Source organism: Agrobacterium sp. 22-210-1, assembly GCF_053522525.1.
The window spans coordinates 129942-147841 of record NZ_JBNWCI010000002.1 but is presented as its reverse complement, the minus strand read 5'-3'; the positions used below and the strand labels follow the sequence as shown (position 1 = coordinate 147841).

17 protein-coding genes are annotated in these 17900 nt (G+C 60.2%); 12 read left to right on the top strand and 5 right to left on the bottom strand.

The features are described from left to right. Positions 1-2 precede the first annotated feature (2 nt). Entirely contained in the window at positions 3-833 is an 831-nt protein-coding gene (locus ACQZ5F_RS13710) for a carbohydrate ABC transporter permease (protein WP_046800889.1), read from the top strand. Positions 834-837: 4 nt separating this feature from the next. Next, complete coding sequence (locus ACQZ5F_RS13705) at positions 838-1914, top strand: ABC transporter ATP-binding protein (protein WP_225338491.1); 1077 nt, start codon at positions 838-840, stop codon at positions 1912-1914. Between the two features lie 247 nt (positions 1915-2161). On the opposite strand, the gene ACQZ5F_RS13700 is transcribed toward ACQZ5F_RS13705, so the two are convergent. The 5 genes from ACQZ5F_RS13700 to ACQZ5F_RS13680 all read right to left on the bottom strand — a co-directional run bounded on the left by ACQZ5F_RS13700 (position 2162) and on the right by ACQZ5F_RS13680 (position 7317). Then, positions 2162-3160 (bottom strand): ABC transporter ATP-binding protein, encoded by a 999-nt coding sequence (locus tag ACQZ5F_RS13700; RefSeq protein WP_448739319.1) that lies wholly within the window; start codon positions 3158-3160, stop codon positions 2162-2164. A 12-nt stretch (positions 3161-3172) separates the two neighbouring features. After that, a complete protein-coding gene (locus tag ACQZ5F_RS13695) occupies positions 3173-3997 on the bottom strand; it encodes a carbohydrate ABC transporter permease (protein ID WP_225337895.1) in 825 nt (274 codons plus the stop codon). Positions 3998-4009: 12 nt separating this feature from the next. Next, the gene (locus ACQZ5F_RS13690; RefSeq protein WP_225337896.1) at positions 4010-4882 is read right to left on the bottom strand and encodes a carbohydrate ABC transporter permease; all 873 of its coding nucleotides are present in this window, start codon (positions 4880-4882) and stop codon (positions 4010-4012) included. Between the two features lie 171 nt (positions 4883-5053). Further along, positions 5054-6331: a D-tagatose-bisphosphate aldolase, class II, non-catalytic subunit gene (locus ACQZ5F_RS13685; RefSeq protein WP_448731250.1), complete on the bottom strand. Its 1278-nt coding sequence runs from the start codon at positions 6329-6331 to the stop codon at positions 5054-5056. Next, positions 6328-7317, bottom strand: coding sequence for a tagatose kinase (locus tag ACQZ5F_RS13680; protein ID WP_448731251.1), 990 nt, complete (start codon positions 7315-7317; stop codon positions 6328-6330). Before ACQZ5F_RS13680 ends, ACQZ5F_RS13685 begins: the two co-directional genes overlap by 4 nt. Positions 7318-7636: 319 nt before the next feature. Between ACQZ5F_RS13680 and ACQZ5F_RS13675 the strand changes: the two genes are divergently transcribed. The 10 genes from ACQZ5F_RS13675 to ACQZ5F_RS13630 all read left to right on the top strand — a co-directional run bounded on the left by ACQZ5F_RS13675 (position 7637) and on the right by ACQZ5F_RS13630 (position 17897). Beyond that, complete coding sequence (locus ACQZ5F_RS13675) at positions 7637-8950, top strand: ABC transporter substrate-binding protein (RefSeq protein ID WP_046800382.1); 1314 nt, start codon at positions 7637-7639, stop codon at positions 8948-8950. A gap of 262 nt (positions 8951-9212) precedes the next feature. Beyond that, positions 9213-9983 carry a galactitol 2-dehydrogenase gene (locus ACQZ5F_RS13670; protein WP_137086265.1) on the top strand — a complete coding sequence of 257 codons (771 nt, stop codon included), beginning with the start codon at positions 9213-9215 and terminating at the stop codon, positions 9981-9983. Positions 9984-9999: 16 nt separating this feature from the next. Next, the gene (locus ACQZ5F_RS13665; RefSeq protein WP_052820085.1) at positions 10000-11010 is read left to right on the top strand and encodes a D-altritol 5-dehydrogenase; all 1011 of its coding nucleotides are present in this window, start codon (positions 10000-10002) and stop codon (positions 11008-11010) included. Positions 11011-11126: 116 nt separating this feature from the next. Continuing rightward, the gene (locus ACQZ5F_RS13660) at positions 11127-12143 is read left to right on the top strand and encodes a LacI family DNA-binding transcriptional regulator (RefSeq protein WP_046800384.1); all 1017 of its coding nucleotides are present in this window, start codon (positions 11127-11129) and stop codon (positions 12141-12143) included. A gap of 262 nt (positions 12144-12405) precedes the next feature. Next, positions 12406-13764 (top strand): NAD(P)H-dependent oxidoreductase, encoded by a 1359-nt coding sequence (locus ACQZ5F_RS13655; RefSeq protein ID WP_175414577.1) that lies wholly within the window; start codon positions 12406-12408, stop codon positions 13762-13764. Between the two features lie 17 nt (positions 13765-13781). Beyond that, positions 13782-14084, top strand: a complete 303-nt coding sequence (locus ACQZ5F_RS13650) for a putative quinol monooxygenase (RefSeq protein WP_046800497.1) — start codon at positions 13782-13784, stop codon at positions 14082-14084. A 12-nt stretch (positions 14085-14096) separates the two neighbouring features. Then, on the top strand, positions 14097-14999 hold the full coding sequence (locus ACQZ5F_RS13645) for an NAD(P)-dependent oxidoreductase (protein WP_225339078.1): 903 nt from the start codon (positions 14097-14099) through the stop codon (positions 14997-14999). Positions 15000-15020: 21 nt separating this feature from the next. Next, entirely contained in the window at positions 15021-16016 is a 996-nt protein-coding gene (locus ACQZ5F_RS13640; RefSeq protein WP_225339077.1) for a DctP family TRAP transporter solute-binding subunit, read from the top strand. A gap of 55 nt (positions 16017-16071) precedes the next feature. Next, the gene (locus tag ACQZ5F_RS13635; protein WP_052820014.1) at positions 16072-16620 is read left to right on the top strand and encodes a TRAP transporter small permease; all 549 of its coding nucleotides are present in this window, start codon (positions 16072-16074) and stop codon (positions 16618-16620) included. Then, a complete protein-coding gene (locus ACQZ5F_RS13630) occupies positions 16617-17897 on the top strand; it encodes a TRAP transporter large permease (RefSeq protein WP_046800388.1) in 1281 nt (426 codons plus the stop codon). The genes ACQZ5F_RS13635 and ACQZ5F_RS13630 overlap by 4 nt, the downstream gene beginning before the upstream one ends. Positions 17898-17900: the final 3 nt, after the last annotated feature.

Here is a 17900-nt window from a genome sequence, read left to right as displayed (position 1 = left end):
CGATGACATCAAGGATATTTCTCACCCTTGCGCATCGCCTCGCCATCCTCGCCTATATCGCCTTCGCGCTGTTTCCGCTGTTCTGGCTGCTCAAGGTGTCCGTGACGCCGAATGACCTGCTTTACAGCGAAGGCGTCAGGATGTGGCCATCGCGGGCAACATGGGATCACTATCGTTTCGTCATAGAAAACAGTGCTTTCCCGACGTTTTTTAAGAACAGCGTCATCGTCGCCGGCTCAACTGCGCTTGCCGTTACGGTACTCTCCTCGCTGTCAGGTTATGCCCTGTCGCGATTCCGCTTCAAGGGCAAATACTGGATCATCGCCCTGATGCTGATCACCCAGATGTTCCCACTGGTCATGCTGGTCGCGCCGATCTTCAAGATGCTGTCGCCGCTCGGCCTCACCAACAGCCTGACGGGTCTGGTCATCGTCTACACCGCCTTCAACGTGCCCTTCGCCACCTTCCTCATGCAGTCCTTCTTCGACGGCATTCCGAAGGATCTGGAGGAGGCGGCGATGATCGACGGGGCGAGCCGGTTTACGGCCTTCCGCCAGATCATCCTGCCGCTGACGTTGCCGGGTATCGCTGCGACGCTCGGTTTCGTCTTCACCGCCGCGTGGAGCGAGCTTCTGTTTGCACTGATGCTGATTTCCGGCAACCAGAGCGCCACTTTCCCGGTCGGCCTTCTGACCTTCGTTTCAAAATTCTCCGTGGATTTCGGGCAGATGATGGCGGCGGGCGTTCTGGCGCTCATACCGGCCTGCCTCTTCTTCCTGCTCATTCAACGTTATCTCGTGCAGGGCCTGACGGCTGGCGCGGTGAAAGGATAATCCCATGGCTTCCATCGAGCTGAAGAATGTCGGCAAGACCTATGGCGATCTCGCCGTGCTGCATGGCGTCGATCTTGATATTAGGGATGGCGAGTTCATCGTCCTCGTCGGTCCATCCGGCTGCGGAAAATCGACGCTGCTGCGCATGATCGCCGGGCTTGAAGAGATAACATCCGGCGACCTGTCCATTGACGGCGAACGCGTCAATGATCGTCGGCCGAAGGATCGCGACATCGCCATGGTCTTCCAGTCCTATGCGCTCTATCCGCATATGAGCGTCGCCGACAATATGAGCTATAGCCTGCGCCTGCGCCGCAGCACCAAGGAAACCATCGCGGCGGCGGTGGCAGGTGCTTCGGCAAAGCTCGGCCTCGATCCCTATCTCGCCCGTCGCCCGAAGGCGCTCTCCGGCGGCCAGCGCCAGCGCGTCGCCATGGGCCGCGCCATCGTGCGCCAGCCGAAAGCCTTCCTATTCGATGAACCGCTCTCCAACCTCGATGCCCGGCTTCGCGAGCAGATGCGCGCCGAAATCAAGCGCATGCATGCCGATCTCGGCGCGACCTCGGTATACGTCACCCATGACCAGATCGAGGCCATGACGCTCGCCTCGCGTATCGTCGCCATGAATGCCGGCCACGTGCAGCAGATCGGCGCGCCACTTGATCTCTACGACCGTCCCGCCAATCTTTTCGTCGCCGGTTTCATCGGTTCGCCGGGCATGAATTTCCTCGAAGGACGGCTGCAACGGGAGAATGGCGGCAGTTTCGTCGTGCTGGGTGACGGCACGCGCCTGGCGCTCGGCCGTGATGTGAAGCTTGCCGATGGCGAGCCGGTTACGCTCGGCATCCGGCCGGAACATGTCACCGTCTCACCCGCCGAAAGCAGCGTTGAGGCGACGGTGGATCTCGTCGAACCGACCGGCCTCGGCGTCATCCTGCACCTCACCGTGCATGGATTGCCCTTCAAGCTGTTTTCGTCGGACCGGGCATTGTTGCAGCCGGGCAAGTCCCTGCGGGTCGGTTTCCCGCAGGAAAGGCTGCATGTCTTCGACAGGAGTGGCGTGAGGGTCGGGGAGGCGTGAGGTTTGGCATAGTACTCGGCGGGAGGGTTTCCTGTGCCGTTGTATGCCCCCTCCGTCATTTTGGCTAAAGCCGGAACGACGAAAAGCTGGAGACGTTGAGAACCTTCGCAAACGCGCCAACCGTGGCATCAGATTGCCCTTCGGTCGTCTATTGTGGAGGCTCCGGCTGGAAGTGAGCTTTCACAAGATTTTCCATTCACGCGCCTGCGGGTCCGCTGTGAATGAAAAACCTTGTGAAAGCCAGCACCTAGATCGCCCCACCCTTGTCATCGAACCTGTGGATCTTTGTCTCGTCCGGGGTGATAAAGACGGTATCGCCATGCCTGCATTCGAACTCGCCATCGGTCCTTGCGGTAATCGGGCCGATACCTGACACCTCGAGATGCAGGAAGGTATCCGATCCGAGATGTTCGGCGACGGTGACCTTGCCCTGCCACAGCCCGCTTTCTTTCGACAGCGCCAGATGCTCCGGTCGCACGCCGGCGGTGGCGGCGTTCTTGCTGCGGGCGAAGTCGCCGGTGATGAGGTTCATGCGCGGCGAGCCGATGAAGCCGGCGACGAAGAGGTTGGCGGGGGTGCGGTAAAGCTGCATCGGCGAGCCGACCTGCTCGATATTGCCGCGGTTGAGGACAACGATCTTGTCGGCCATGGTCATCGCTTCCACCTGGTCGTGGGTGACGTAGATCATCGTCGTCTTCAGCGTGTTGTGCAGTTCTGAGATTTCCAGTCGCATGGTGCCGCGCAGCGCCGCATCGAGGTTGGAGAGCGGCTCATCGAACAGGAAGGCTTTCGGTTCGCGCACGATGGCGCGGCCGATGGCGACACGCTGGCGCTGGCCGCCCGACAGCTGCGAGGGCCGGCGTTCGAGATAATCGGTAAGGTTCAGCACCCGGGCGGCATCCTCGACCTTTTTGTCGATCACCGCCTTGTCGAGCTTGGCCATCTTCAGCGGGAAGGCGATGTTGTTCCTGACACTCATATGCGGATAAAGCGCATAGGACTGGAACACCATGGCAAGGCCGCGCTCGGCCGGCGCCTTTTCGGTGGCGTCATTGCCGTCGATGACGATCTTGCCGCCGGAGACGTCTTCCAGCCCGGCGATCAGCCGCAGAAGCGTCGACTTGCCGCAGCCGGAGGGGCCGACGAAGACGACGAACTCGCCGTCGTTGATATCGAGGTCGATCGACGGGATGACTTTCGCCTCACCGAAGAGCTTGGACACGTTCTGAAGGGAAATGCTGCCCATGTTTGTCGTTCCTTATTTCACGGCGCCAAAGGTCAGGCCACGCACGAGTTGTTTCTGCGAGAACCAGCCAATGACGAGAATGGGGGCGATCGCCATCATCGAGGCGGCCGAGAGTTTTGCCCAGAACAGCCCCTGCGGCGAGGAGAAAGAGGCGATGAAGGCCGTCAGCGGGGCTGCATTGGTGGTCGTCAGCCGGATGGTCCAGAAGGATTCGTTCCAGGCAAGGATGACGTTCAAAAGTAGCGTCGAGGCAATGCCGGGCACCGCCATCGGGGTGAGCACATGCACGATCTCGTTCCACAGCGATGCGCCATCCATGCGGGCTGCCTCAAGAATCTCGCCGGGGATTTCCCGGAAATAGGTGTAGAGCATCCACACGACGATCGGCAGGTTGATGAAGGTGAGCATGACGGTGAGCCCAATGCGGGTATCGAGCAGGCCGGCATTGCGGAAGATCAGATAGATCGGCACCAGAACGGCCACCGCCGGCATCATCTTGGTGGAGAGCATCCACATCAAAATGTCCTTGGTGCGTTTGGTCGGCGAGAAGGCCATGGCCCAGGCGGCGGGAATGGCGATGATCAGCGCGATGATCGTCGAGCCGAGCGACAGCACCACCGAGTTCATGAACGGCTTGAAGTAATCGCGCTGGGTCTGGACCGTCACGTAATTCTCAAGCGTGCCCGAGGGAATGAGGCTGAAGCCGGCGATTGCCTCCGGCTCGGTCTTGAGCGAGGTGAGGAAGGCATAGAGGATCGGGAAGAACAGCAGCAGCGCCACGGCCCAGGCCGCGATGGAAAAGCCGATCTTCGCACGAGTGGTTGTCTTGCGGGCCATGATGTTTCCCCTTTACCGGTCGAGGTTCTTGCCGACGGCGCGCATCAGGAAGATGGCGACGATATTGGCGAGGATGACGGCGATGATGCCGCCGGCCGATGCGCCGCCGACGTCGTAGCCCAGAAGTGCGGTGCGATAGATGAGGAAGGCGAGGTTGGTCGAGGCATAACCCGGCCCGCCATTGGTGGTGACGAGGATTTCCGCGTAGACGCCAAGCAGGAAGATCGTCTGGATCAAAATGACGACGGTGATGGCGCGCGACAGATGCGGCAGGGTCAGATAGACGAAGCGGTTGACGAAGTTGGCGCCATCCATCTCGGCCGCTTCCTTCTGCTCGCCATCGAGCGACTGCAGGGCCGTGAGCAGGATCAGCGTCGCGAAAGGCAGCCATTGCCAGGCGACGATGATGATGATCGACAGCAGCGGAAACTGCGCAAACCAGTCGACCGGCTGGAAACCGAAGAAGCGTGAGAGATCGGCGAGCACGCCGTAACCGGGATGCATGATCATGTTCTTCCACACCAATGCGGCCACCGGCGGCATGACGAAGAATGGCGAGATGATCATGATGCGGACGATGCCCTGGCCGAAAATGTCATTATCGAGCAAGAGCGCAATGGCGATGCCGCCGATGACGGTGATCAACAGCACGCCACTGACGATCAAAAGCGTGTTCCAGATCGACTGGAAGAAGGCCGGGTCGGTGTAGAAATACTGGTAATTGAACAGACCGGCAAAGCTGACATTGGTCGGGTTGAGGAGATTGTAGTTCTGGAACGAGAACCACAGGGTCATCGCCAGAGGCACGATCATCCACACCAGCAATAACAGCACCGATGGCGCTAGCATCACCCGCGCAAGACCGCTCGTGTTTCGGGTTGCCATTGGTAGTCCCCTCCCTGACCGATAGCCGCGGCGTTGCCCGCCGGTGCAGCCGGATTTAACGATTGTCTTGGTGCATCGGGCAGAAAATCGTATTCGATTTTCGTGCGTAACGATGCGCAGATTAAAAGGGCTAGAGCGTCCTTTGTGCGTCTGGAAGGACGGAAAGCCGCTCTAGTGGCGGGCTTCGCCCGTCGCTGCATGGTAGGTCGCCAGCACCTGATCCACCGCCGCGACCAGAACCTCCTCCATCGTCCTGCCCGCAACTGCCGCGAGCGGCAACTCACCGAGATACTGGCGCAGCAGGGTTTCGGGAATTGTCTTCCCATCCAGCGCCTTATGCAAGGCGGAAACGGCTGCAAGCGCTTCCGGCCGCGTCCAGTAATAACGGATGCGGTCGCTGTAGCTGTAATGGCGCTGCAATCGGAGCGTGATGTCGTCGCCATGGTAATGGCCCTGCCAGTCGCCCGGTGCGCTTAACATCAATTTTTCCATGGTCCGCGCCAGCGGCCGGTCGCCATAGGTGCCGACCATTTCGGAGGCGATCATGTCCAGTGCATAAAGCGCTTCCCGGTAAGCGAAGGTGAGGCCGGGGCCAACTTTGAGGATCGGATATCCGTCATGCACGAGTGCGGTAAGTGCTGTCTCCGTCTGGTAATCGGTCGAATGGGCTTCGAAGACCAGTTGCGGTTCGCCGTCCAGCACGGCGCTCAGGCTCTGCGCTGCCTGCGGATCATAAGCGACGACATTGTCGCTGCCGAATTCCACGCCGGGCTGTACGACGAAGGCGATAACCCGTTCGAAGGCTTGCGAAAGGCCGTGCTGCGCGAATATTTCGCGGTGCAGATCGATGGTGTTGCGCGCCGCCTGTGGTTCGGTCGGTGCAACCGTGTCGAGCACATGGTCTGCACCACCGGGCACCGGCACTTCGGTGCCGAGAATGTAGAGCGGTTTGGGCAGGCCGGCATCGGTGGCGGCCTTTTCGGCGACGGCTGCGAGTTTCGCGGCGCGGTTGGCAATCGTCACGTCGTCTAAAGCCGCCGGTTCACCGGCGCAGCCCATGGATGCATCGAGGTGGATCTTGCGAAAACCAGCTGAAACATAGGCTTCGACCATGACGGCGGCTTTTGTCAGCGCGTCCTCGGCCTTTTCCCGGCGCCAGGGGTTGGGGCCGAGATGATCGCCGCCGAAGATCAGCAGTTCGGCGGGCAGCCCTTCTTCCGAGGCGATGCTGTTGACGAAGGCAACAAAATCCAGCGGCGTCATGCCGGTATAACCGCCGAGATGATTGACCTGATTGCAGGTCGCCTCGATCAGCACAGCTGTCTTGCTGGCGGCGGCGCGGCGGATTGCGGCGCGCAGGACAACGGGGTGGGCCGAACAGACAGACGTGATGCCCGCAGGTTTACCGGCGCGGCGCGCGGCGGCTAGATTTTCCAGAATGGCGGTCATGGGACTTCCTCCGACAATTGCGCGGCGATGAAGGCGTCGAGTTCGGCAAGGCTGGCAGCACCCTCCATCGGGCCGCGCCGGATGACGTTGTGGGCGCCGGAGGCGTTGGCATAAGCGAGCGCCTGTCCGGGGTGCATGCCGAGGCGGCGGCAGGTGAGGTAGGTTGCGCCGAAACAGTCGCCCGCACCGGTCGGATCGATTTCCGTGACCTTCAGGCCGGGGGCGTCGATGCGCCCATGGGCGCGACTGAAATGGCTTGCGCCCTTCGCACCGCGTTTCAGCACGATTTCGCCGACACCGGAGGCGAGCAGCTTTTCTATCGCCGCTTCCTCATCGTCCAGACCGGAGGCTGCCTGAAGTTCTTCGCCTGACGGCAGCAGGAGATCGGTGACGGCAAGCAGATCGTCGATCAGCCTGCGGCCGGCATCGCCCTGCGCCAGTTCCTTGCGGATGTTAGGATCGAAGGAGACCGAGCCGCCGCGTGCCTTGACGCTCTTGATGGCTTCGAGAATGATTTCGCCAATGCCGGCTATCGCGAAGGCCGATCCCATGACGTGAACATGGCCCGCCTTCTTGATGAGAGCCTGCGCCTCGACCGTCATCAGCGTTTCACTGGCCGCTGAATGGGCGATGTTGAAAACGAAGTCGCGCGCGCCGTTCTCGCGGTAGCGCACGAAGGCGCTGCCGGTCGGGCGATCTGGAATAGTGGCGATGGCCGAGACGTCGACGCCGTCACGGCGCAGCCTTTCGACATTGAGGCGGCCGAAATCATCGTCACCGACTGCCGCGATGATGCCGGCGGTTCCGCCGCAGCGCGCCACCTGATCGATGAAGATGGCGGGTGCGCCGCTCGGGAAAGGGCCGATCAGCGTCTGCGGCTCGAGAAAGCCGTTTCCCACCGTCGTCGCCATGATCTCCACGAGGATTTCCCCGGCCGTGATGGTCGGGCCCTGGGTCTGCGGCGCCAGTGCAGATGCCTGCCTCATCGTTTCCTCCATAAGCGTGTGCTGCCGTCCTGCCGGGCGGGTGCATTTCGGTCTGTTGATTTTTCGAATATCAATTAAAGTTTACGCGCGTCAAGATATTAATTGATGAAAAATCTGCTGCAATGCAGCAAGAGAAATAGGTGAAATAATAAATGATCGTAAAAATATGTTTTTATAAACAAAGTATTGTATACATTTCGAGCCAGCATGGCGGCGCCATCATTTATTTTGGATGTTGACAATCGGTGTGGTTTTGCGAGATAAAAAATTTACGCATGTATTGTTATGCGTGGACATCCGTAAAGGAGGAGCGGGTCTCATGAGCAAATTCATTGGAATTCTGTCGTCGTCTGTGGTGGGAGCGGGCCTTTTGGCCGGGCTGGCGCAGGCGGAAGAAATCAACATCGCCACCGTGAATAATGGCGACATGATCATCATGCAGAAGCTTTCCAGCGCCTGGGAGAAGGAAACGGGCAACAAGATCAACTGGATCGTGCTGGAAGAGAATGTTCTGCGCGAACGTGTCACCACCGATATCGCCACCAATGGCGGCCAGTTCGACATCATGACCATCGGCGGTTACGAAGCGCCGATCTGGGGCAAGCAGGGCTGGCTGGCGCCGGTCGACGATCTCGGCGACGATTATGACTATGCCGATCTGCTCGACCCGATCAAAAAGGGCCTGACGGTGGACGGCAAGCTTTACGCCGTGCCGTTCTACACCGAAAGCTCGTTCACGCTTTACCGCAAGGACCTGTTCGACGCCGCCGGCCTGAAAATGCCTGACAATCCGACCTACGACCAGATCAAGGATTTCGCCGCCAAGCTGACCGACAAGTCGAAACAGCAATATGGCATATGCCTGCGCGGCAAGCCGGGCTGGGGCGAAAACATGGCCTTCCTCGGCACCATGATCAATACCTATGGCGGCCGCTGGTTCGACATGGACTGGAAACCGCAGCTGACGAGCGAGCCGTGGAAAAAGGCGATTGCGGATTATGTGGCGCTGATGACCTCTTACGGCCCGCCCGGTGCGGCCGCCAACGGCTTCAACGAAAACCAGACGCTGTTTTCATCCGGCCGCTGCGCCATGTGGATCGACGCCACCTCGGCGGCGGGCCGCGTTTATGACCCCAAGCAGAGCCAGGTCGCCGACAAGACCGCGTTTACCCGTGCTCCGGTCGAGGTAACGCCGAACGGTTCGAGCTGGTCGTGGTCGTGGAACCTTGCCATTCCCAACAGCACGAAGAAGCTTGAAACCGCCAAGTCCTTCGTCAAATGGGCGACCTCGAAGTCCTATGTGAAGACGGTTGGTGAAAGCGAAGGCTGGGTGGCCGTGCCGCCGGGCACGCGCAAATCCACCTACGAGCTGCCGGAATACAAGAAGGCCGCACCCTTTGCGGATACGGTGCTGAAGGCGATCATGTCGGCAGATCCGTCCAAGCCGACCAAGGATCCGGTGCCCTATACCGGCGTGCAGTTCGTCGCCATACCGGAATTCCAGTCCATCGGTACGGTTGTCGGCCAGCAGATCGCGGCCGCCCTTTCCGGCCAGCAGACCGTCGATGCGGCGCTCGAAGGCGCGCAGAAGCAGGTCGAACGTGACATGACCCGCGCGGGCTACATCAAGTAGCCGCGTCCTCCCGGCGTGCCGCCCGTTCGCCTTTTGGCAGCGGGCGGCATGGGCGGGGATTAAGGGCCAGTTCTTCCCTCATTCCTGTGCCTGTCACAGGAATCCAGTCAGCCCAAGTCTTTGGGCTGGAAGGACTCTCTCGCCGCGCAGACGCGCGTCGGCTGGATTCCTGTGACAAGCACAGGAATGAGGCGAGTGAGGAAAAGCATCTAACAACAAACGGGCATGGCCAGATTCCCCGCCATGCATCACGGAGATCGACATGAGATTGAAGAACAAGGTCGCGCTGATCACCGGCGCCGCCCGCGGTATCGGCCTTGGTTTCGCGCAGGCTTTCGCTGCTGAGGGCGCAAAGGTCATCATCGCTGACATCGATATCGCCCGCGCGACGGCGTCCGCCGCCGCCATCGGCCCTGCCGCCAAGGCCGTGAAGCTGGATGTCACCGATCTTTCCGAGATCGACGCCGTGGTGAAGGCGGTGGATGAGGAGTTCGGCGGTATCGATATTCTCGTCAACAATGCCGCGATCTTCGACATGGCGCCGATCAACGGCATTACCGAAAAGAGTTATGAGCGGGTCTTCGACATCAATCTCAAGGGACCGTTGTTCATGATGAAGGCGGTCTCGAATGTGATGATCGAGCGGGCGCGCGGCGGCAAGATCATCAATATGGCGAGCCAGGCCGGACGGCGCGGCGAGGCGCTCGTGACGCTTTATTGCGCCTCCAAGGCGGCGATCATTTCCGCCACGCAGTCGGCGGCGCTGGCGCTCGTCAAGCACGGCATCAATGTCAACGCCATTGCACCCGGCGTGGTGGATGGCGAGCATTGGGAAGTGGTCGATGCGGAATTCGCCAAATGGGAAGGCCTGAAGCCCGGCGAGAAGAAGGCGGCGGTGGCCAAATCCGTGCCGATCGGCCGTTTCGCGACGCCTGATGACATCAAGGGGTTGGCGGTTTTCCTCGCCTCCGCCGACAGCGACTATATTCTCGCCCAGACATATAATGTCGACGGCGGCAACTGGATGAGCTGAAAAGCTGGAGATGACCATGCATGCCATTCAATTCGTCGAGAAGGGACGCGCCGTGCTGGCGGAACTCCCCGTCGCCGATCTGCCGCCAGGCCACACGCTTGTGCGGGTCAAGGCTTCGGGGCTTTGCCACACCGATATCGATGTGCTGCACGCGCGTTATGGTGACGGTGCGTTTCCCGTCATTCCCGGCCATGAATATGCCGGTGAAGTTGCGGCCGTGGCTTCCGATGTCACTGATATCAAGGCCGGTGACCGGGTGGTGGTCGACCCCAATCTGCCCTGTGGCACCTGCGCCAGTTGCAGGAAGGGGCTGACCAATCTTTGCAGCACGCTGAAGGCTTATGGCGTTTCCCACAATGGCGGTTTCGCGGAATTCAGCGTGGTGCGTGCGGATCACCTGCACGGCATCGGTTCCATGCCCTATCATGTCGCAGCGCTGGCCGAACCGCTCGCCTGCGTCGTCAACGGCATGCGGAGCGCTGGCGTCGGTGAGAGTGGCGTGGTGCCGGAGAGTGCGCTTGTATTTGGTGCCGGTCCCATCGGCCTGCTGTTGGCCCTGTCGCTGAAAGCACGCGGCATTGCTACGGTAACGATGGCCGATATCAATGAAAGCAGGCTGGCCTTTGCCGAAAGTCTCGGGCTCAAGGTGGCGGTTTCCGGCTCGCAAGCGCTCCTGCGGCAGCAGAAGTCTTTTGATCTTGTGGCCGATGCGACGGGTATTGCCCCCGTTGCGGAAGCGATGATCCCGCTGGTTGCGGATGGCGGCACCGCGCTGTTTTTCGGCGTCTGCGCGCCGGATGCCCGCATTTCGGTGGCGCCTTTCGAAATCTTCCGGCGGCAGCTGAAGCTTGTCGGCTCGCATTCGCTGAACCGTAACATACCGCAGGCGCTCGCCATTCTGGAAACGGATGGCGATGTCATGGCGCGGCTCGTCTCGCACCGGTTGCCGCTTTCGGAGATGCTGCCGTTCTTTACGAAGAAACCATCCGATCCGGCCACGATGAAAGTGCAATTTGCAGCCGAATGATCGTTTGGTGGTTGATAACCGCAGTCGACCGGCTTTTCGTGCGAAGGCCGGTCGATATAAAGTACCACATGTAATATTTCATGGGGGCAAGCACTTTGGCCAAATCTATCAGGACGATGGAAGAGTTTTCGGAATTCGTCGGCCTTTCCCGCCCGACCGTTTCGAAATACTTCAATGATCCGGCCTCGGTCCGCAAGAAGACGCGGGACACCATCGAGGATGCGCTGAAGAAATCGGGCTTCAGGCCCAATATCTTCGCCGTCAACCTCAACCGCCGCCGCTCCAATATCATCGGCATCATCATTCCGAACTCCACAGACCCGTTTTATATGGCGCTGACGAGCCGTATCGAACTGATCGCCAATGAGGCTGGGTTCCTTGCCTTCGTGCTGTCTTCGGATGGCAAGGCGGAAATCGAAGACCGGGCCATCCGCACCTTCAAGTCGATGAATGTCGCCGGTGCGATCATCGCCCCGCTTGGCGTCAAATCCCATCGCGCGACGCTGGAGCAACTCGCAGCCAGCATTCCCATCGTTTATGTCGATTCGCCGCTGGATGAGACATCGGCCTTTGTCGGCACCGACAATCGCCAGAGCGTCGGGCTGATGGTGGATTATCTCTGCCGTTCGGGCGAGCCGCCCTGTTTCTTCGACATGCCGCAGGTCAACACCAATGCCGCGACACGCCGCACGGCCTATGAGGAGGCGATGCAGCGTCTTGGTTTCGAACCGCATGTGATCGATGTGCCCGGCATCGTCACCTGGGATTTCGAGCGTTTCGCTTTTGATGAAGCGAGCCGGCTGCTGGATGGGGCAGGGCATTTGCCATCCCGCACCATTTTATGCGCCAATGACCGTATCGCCTTCGGCGTCATCGCCGCCGCTTTCCAGAAGGGCATCAAGGTTGGTCACGGCGCGGATTACGATCTCAGGGTTGCCGGTCATGACGATCATCCGTTGTCGCGTTATGCCTGCCCGCCGATTACCACGGTGGCGCAGAATTATAACGAGATCGGCAGGCTGTCGATCGAGCTTCTGTTGCAGAAGCTGAACGAAGAGGCGGATGATGCCGCCACCCGGATGCGGGAACGCATCCTGCTCAGCGCCGATCTGATGCTGCGTAAATCGGCCTGATGACTTGTTAGAGAAACTAAACAAAAAATCTGATTTTCTAAATAGAACTAATATTTGAACGCTCCTACTCTGTTCCCAAGGTTGCTTTGGGAGGCGACCGCGAGAGCCGGCGCAAAGGCGTGCCGGGATCCGGGAGGAACGCAGAAACGTCATGTGGCCAGCGCCGCGAAGGTCACACCTTCGCAGCCTCGGTATCGCATGGCCTTCGCCGGGCAGACTGGACACTCTCGCCAGCAATTTCCCCAGCGAAGGATGTCAAAACATGAATCTCTATTCTCTTCTGTCAGCGCGTGCAGCCGGTGGCAAACCTGTCAGGGTCGGTCTCATCGGCGCCGGCAAGTTCGGCTCCATGGTGCTGGCGCAGGCGCAGCGCATCGCCGGTTTCCACATGGTCGCCGTCGCAGACCTCAATGTCGGCAAGGCGAGGGAATCGTTTGACCGCGTCGGTTGGCCGAAAGAGCGTTATGACGCGACGAGCTGCGCCGATGCGCTGAAAAGCGGCAAGACCTATGTGACCGACGATGTGAACGAGCTTTTCGCCTGCGGCGAAATCGAATGTGTCATCGAGGCCACCGGCCATCCGCTGGCCGGTGCGCGCCATGCACTGGGCGCCATCGACCACAACAAGCACGTCGTCATGGTCAATGTCGAAGCCGACGTCATGGTCGGGCCGATCCTTGCCGAAAAGGCCCGCGCCAAGGGCCTGATCTATTCGATGGCTTACGGCGACCAGCCGGCGCTGATCTGCGAGCTGGTTGACTGGGCGCGCGCCACCGGTTTCGAGGTCGTCTCCGCCGGCAAGGGCATGAATTTCGAGCCGCGTTACCGTTATTCGACGCCGGACACGGTCTGGGGTTATTTCGGCTGGACGGACGAGGAAGTGGCCAAGGGCGACTTCAATCCGAAAATGTACAATTCCTTCACCGACGGCACCAAGGCGGCCATCGAAATGGCGGCCGTCGCCAACGGCACGGGGCTGGATTGCCCGGATGACGGTCTGGCCTTCCCGCCCGCCGGCCTGCACGATCTGGCCCGCGTCTTCCGCCCCGCTGCCGATGGCGGCCGCATGGCGCGCTCCGGTCTTGTGGACATCGCCGCGAGCCAGGAGCCGGATGGGCGCGAGGTGTTCAACAACATCCGCTACGGTGTTTTCGTCACCTTCAAGGCGCATAATGAATATGCCCGCGCCTGCTTCAAGCAATATGGCCTGCTGACCGATCCGTCGGGCTGGTACGCCTCCATGTGGCGTCCGTTCCACATCATCGGCCTTGAAACATCGATCAGCGTGCTTTCCGCCGTCCTGCGCAACGAGGCCACCGGTTGCTCCAAGGAGTTCCGCGGTGATGCCGTCGCCACGGCAAAGAAGGACATGCAGCCGGGCGAAATGCTGGACGGTGAGGGCGGTTACGCGGTCTGGGCAAACGCCATTCCCGCCACCCGCAGCCTTGATATCAAGGCGCTGCCGATTGGCCTTGCCCACAATGTCAAGCTGAAGCGCGCCATCAAGAAGGACCAGATCGTCAGTTTCGACGATGTGGAGCTCATCAATGACCTTGATGTGGTGAAGCTGCGTCAAGACATGGAAAACCGCTTCCGTCCGCAAAAAGACGCCGCGGCTTGATGGGCGGGGGAGAGGACATGTCAAAGGGAGCCTTCGTGGTGATCGCGGAATTTCGGGTTAAGCCCGATGCGATGGATGCCTTTCTCGACGCCGCGCGCGATGACGCCAAGCATTCGGTCGAGGACGAACCGGGTTGCCGGCAATTCGACGTGGTGCGGCCGGAAACCGGAAACAATGTGGTGTTTTATGAGGTCTATGACAGCAGAGAGGCTTTCGACGACCATCTGAAAACACCGCATCTCGACCGGTTCCGCGCGGCTTTTCCCGCCCTCATCGAAGAAGAACTGCCGGTACGTTTTTTAAACCGGCAATGGCTCTGAAAGATGGAAACGATGGCTGACATTCGCCAGATCGCCGTTATCGGAACGGGTATCATGGGTGCCCCCATGGCGGGGCGTCTGGCGGAGGCCGGGTTTTCCGTCAAGGCCTGGAACCGCAGCGCTGACAAGGCTGCGGTTCTGGCGAAAAAGGGTGTGCAGCCGGCGGCAACGGCTGCCGAAGCTGCGGCCGAAGCCGATGTCGTGCTCTGTATGCTGAGTTCCGGGCCGGTCTGCGACGAGGTGCTGCTCGGTGCCTCGGGCGTCGTTTCCACCATGAAGCCCGGTGCTATCCTGCTGGTGATGAGTTCCATCCCAGTCGATAGCGCACGGCAACAGGCGGAAGCGGCCAAGGCCCGCGGCATCAGATATATCGATGCGCCGGTCTCGGGCGGAGAAAAGGGAGCGATCGAAGGAACGCTCGCCATCATGGCCGGCGGTGAGCAGCGGGATGTGGATGCATTGCGGCCACTCTTCAATTGCCTTGGCCGCGTCACCCATGTCGGTCCGGTGGGCTGCGGTTCTCTGGCCAAGCTTGCCAACCAGTTGATCGTCGCCTCGACAATCTGCGCCGTCGCCGAAGCCTTGACGCTGGTTGAAGCGGGGGGAGCCGACCCGGCGCAGGTGCGCGAGGCCCTGCTTGGCGGTTTTGCCGACTCCACCGTCTTCCGGCAGCACGGAAAACGCATGGTGGAGAGCAACTTTCGCCCCGGCGGGCCGGCGAAATATCAGGTGAAGGATACCTCCACGGCGCTGGCTTTCGCCAAGAGCCGTGGCCTCAGATTACCGGTCGGCGAGGAGGTTGACCGGCTGTTCCGTTCCATGGTCGAGCATGGCGCGGGCGAGCTTGATCACAGCGGTGTGATCCTTGAAATTAAGCGCATGAATGCGTTCGGAGGAACGCTCGAAACAGTCTAGAGACAACAAAGGGAGGAACACATGAAAATTTCAAAACTTTACGGGCTGGCTCTTGCCGCCACCATGCTGGTTGCATCGATCGCGCAGGCGGAAACGCTCACGCTTTCGACGCCGGATCCGGACAATTCCGAAATTACGCTCGCGGCCAACAAGTTCGCCGAGCTGGTGTCCGCCAAAACAAATGGCGAAGTCACCGTCAAGGTCTTCCCGAACGGCTCGCTTTACGGCGGTGATCCATCGGGCGCCGTCAAGCAGCTGGCTGGCGGATCGCTCGACATGCTGCTTCTGGCGACATCGCTTTATGCGAATTTCGACCCGCGTTTTTCGGCGATTTCCATTCCCTATCTTTTTGACGATGAAGAACAGCTTCGCACCTATCTGGAAGGTGAGCAGGGCAAGGAGCTGATTGCCGGGCTGGAAAAGATCGGCATCAAGGCGGTGGATCTGTGGCCGCGCCCCTTCCGCCAGATGACCAATTCCAAGCGCCCGATAACCTCGCCGGATGATCTCAAGGGTTTGAAGTTCCGCGTTCCCAACAATCCGCTCTGGGTGGAATTCTTCAAGAAGATGGGCGCCGCACCGACGCCGCTCGCCTTTGCCGAGGTTTATAACGCCCTGCAGCTGAAGGTCGTCGACGGCCAGGAAAACCCCATCAATGTCCCATTGTCGGCGAAATTCTACGAGGTGCAGAAATACGTCTCGGTCACCAACCATATGGGTGACGGCTGGGTTCTGGGCATCAGCCCCGCCAAGTTCAACGCCCTGAGCGATGCGCACAAGGCGGCCGTCGAGGAGGCGGCGAAGGAAGCGGAAGTGTGGAAGGTGCAAAATGACGCCTCGAGCGCCGAAGCGACGATCGCCGAACTGCAGAAACACGGAATGGAGATCAATCGCCTGACGCCGGAGCAGCAGAAGGCGTTCGTGGAAGTCTCAAAGGGCCTCTATCCCGTCTTTGCCGGGCTGGTGAAGGATCAGGCTTTCTTTGACAAGACCATTGCCGCCGTCGGCAAGAAGTAAGGCCATCAGGTCTTCCGGGCCGGCGCGCAGCCGGTCCGGTTGGGAGGACAGGTTTATGGACGAAACGTCATCATTTTTCGGCAGGGTCATCAGATTGGCGACCGACGTGCTGGCCGGTCTGGCCGCTATCGGGGTTCTGGCCGTCGTGCTTTTGCAGGTGTCGACCCGAATGTGGGGCACTCCGGTCTCCTGGACCGAGGAAGCGACACGGTATCTTTTCATATGGATGGTGTTCCTGGGCGTGGCGGGCAGCTTCCGCACCGCCGACATGGCGCGGGTAACGGTGTTCATCGCGCTGATGCCGGCCTGTGTGCGGCGTCTTGCGCTGCCCATCTACGTCGTGTCGTCGGTCGTCTTTTTCGGCCTGATGATCTGGACGGGCTGGACGCTGGTGCGCCAGCAATATGTGATGAATGAAGCCGCCGCGACGCTTGCAACGCCGATGTGGATGATCGGCATCATCATTCCGCTCAGCGCGGCTCTCGGCATTGCCGCCATCGTGGAATCCCTGCGCCAGCATCGCGACCGCATCGAACTGCCGGAAGGCCTGCAGCCTCTCGCCGATGCCGATCTGGTGGTTGGAAATATGGAGAAACGGCCATGAGCCTGACGCTGCTTGGACTTTTCCTTCTCATGAGCGCTTTCGGCGTTCCGCTTGCCGTTGCACTTGGTCTCGCCAGCCTGGCGTCCATCGCGCTTTATACGTCGATGCCGATGGACCTTCTGGCGCAAACCATGTTTTCGGGCATGAACTCCTTCCTTCTGGTTGCGGTGCCGCTTTTCATTCTTGTCGGCGTCCTGATGGAACGGGGCAAGGTCGCCGAACGGCTGTTCGACTTTGCCGAGGCGATTGTCGGCTGGCTTCCCGGCGGTCTCGGCCACGTCAATGTCGCCTCGTCGGTGATTTTCGGCGGCGTCTCCGGTTCGTCGGTCGCCGATATCGCTTCGATCGGCGCCATCGAGATCAAGGCCATGGAGCGCCACGGTTTTCCAAAGGGATATGCCGTCGGCCTGACGCTCTGCACCTCCACCCTTTCCTCGATCATCCCGCCATCGATCCTCATCGTCATCGCCGGTTCCGTCGCCAATGCCTCCATCGGAACCCTGCTCGTGGCGGGGCTGGTGCCGGGATTGTTCCTCGCATTCGTCTTCATGGTCTACAATCACATCTATGCGGTGCGAAATGGGTTCAATCCGCCCACGCCTTTCAATGTCCGGCGTGTGGTGACGACCGGCCTTGCGGCCATCCTGCCGATGCTGACGCCGGTGATCCTGCTGATCGGTATTGTCGATGGCTATTTCACGCCCACGGAAGCGGCCGGCATTGCCGTTGTCTACACGCTGTTTCTGGCCGTCATACTTTACCGCACGATCCCTTTTTCGGCGCTGCTCGGCATCTTCATGGAAACGGCACGGACCTCCGGCTCGATCCTGTTCATCGCGGCGACGGCAAAACTGGCGGCCTGGGTCTTCACCTTTGATGGCCTGCCGGCGCAGGTTGCGGTTTTCCTTGGCCATATCAGCACCGGGCCGACCATGGCGATGGTTCTGATCTTCCTGTTCCTCATCGTCGTCGGCATGTTCATGGATGCGATTGCCGCCATGTTCATTCTGATCCCGGTGCTTATGCCGCCGGCCGTCTTGCTTGGGGTCGATCCGATCCACTTCCTGATCGTCATGGTCATCACCCTGACGCTTGGGCTCGTCACGCCTCCGGTTGGTGTATGCCTGTTTGCGGTGGCGCAGGTGGCGAAAATGTCGATCGAGGATGTGATCAAGGGATCGCTTGCGCCGATGTCCATTCTTGTCGCCGCGATCCTGGCCCTGGTGCTGTTCCCGGATCTGACGCTGGCGCCGATCAGGCTGATGGGTCTTTACTGACGC

Coding starts and splice junctions, on each gene's coding strand:
- ACQZ5F_RS13710 (WP_046800889.1), top strand. CDS start 3: ATGACATCAAGGATATTTCTCACCCTTGCGCATCGCCTCGCCATCCTC.
- ACQZ5F_RS13705 (WP_225338491.1), top strand. CDS start 838: ATGGCTTCCATCGAGCTGAAGAATGTCGGCAAGACCTATGGCGATCTC.
- ACQZ5F_RS13700 (WP_448739319.1), bottom strand. CDS start 3,160: ATGGGCAGCATTTCCCTTCAGAACGTGTCCAAGCTCTTCGGTGAGGCG.
- ACQZ5F_RS13695 (WP_225337895.1), bottom strand. CDS start 3,997: ATGGCCCGCAAGACAACCACTCGTGCGAAGATCGGCTTTTCCATCGCG.
- ACQZ5F_RS13690 (WP_225337896.1), bottom strand. CDS start 4,882: ATGGCAACCCGAAACACGAGCGGTCTTGCGCGGGTGATGCTAGCGCCA.
- ACQZ5F_RS13685 (WP_448731250.1), bottom strand. CDS start 6,331: ATGACCGCCATTCTGGAAAATCTAGCCGCCGCGCGCCGCGCCGGTAAA.
- ACQZ5F_RS13680 (WP_448731251.1), bottom strand. CDS start 7,317: ATGAGGCAGGCATCTGCACTGGCGCCGCAGACCCAGGGCCCGACCATC.
- ACQZ5F_RS13675 (WP_046800382.1), top strand. CDS start 7,637: ATGAGCAAATTCATTGGAATTCTGTCGTCGTCTGTGGTGGGAGCGGGC.
- ACQZ5F_RS13670 (WP_137086265.1), top strand. CDS start 9,213: ATGAGATTGAAGAACAAGGTCGCGCTGATCACCGGCGCCGCCCGCGGT.
- ACQZ5F_RS13665 (WP_052820085.1), top strand. CDS start 10,000: ATGCATGCCATTCAATTCGTCGAGAAGGGACGCGCCGTGCTGGCGGAA.
- ACQZ5F_RS13660 (WP_046800384.1), top strand. CDS start 11,127: ATGGAAGAGTTTTCGGAATTCGTCGGCCTTTCCCGCCCGACCGTTTCG.
- ACQZ5F_RS13655 (WP_175414577.1), top strand. CDS start 12,406: ATGAATCTCTATTCTCTTCTGTCAGCGCGTGCAGCCGGTGGCAAACCT.
- ACQZ5F_RS13650 (WP_046800497.1), top strand. CDS start 13,782: ATGTCAAAGGGAGCCTTCGTGGTGATCGCGGAATTTCGGGTTAAGCCC.
- ACQZ5F_RS13645 (WP_225339078.1), top strand. CDS start 14,097: ATGGCTGACATTCGCCAGATCGCCGTTATCGGAACGGGTATCATGGGT.
- ACQZ5F_RS13640 (WP_225339077.1), top strand. CDS start 15,021: ATGAAAATTTCAAAACTTTACGGGCTGGCTCTTGCCGCCACCATGCTG.
- ACQZ5F_RS13635 (WP_052820014.1), top strand. CDS start 16,072: ATGGACGAAACGTCATCATTTTTCGGCAGGGTCATCAGATTGGCGACC.
- ACQZ5F_RS13630 (WP_046800388.1), top strand. CDS start 16,617: ATGAGCCTGACGCTGCTTGGACTTTTCCTTCTCATGAGCGCTTTCGGC.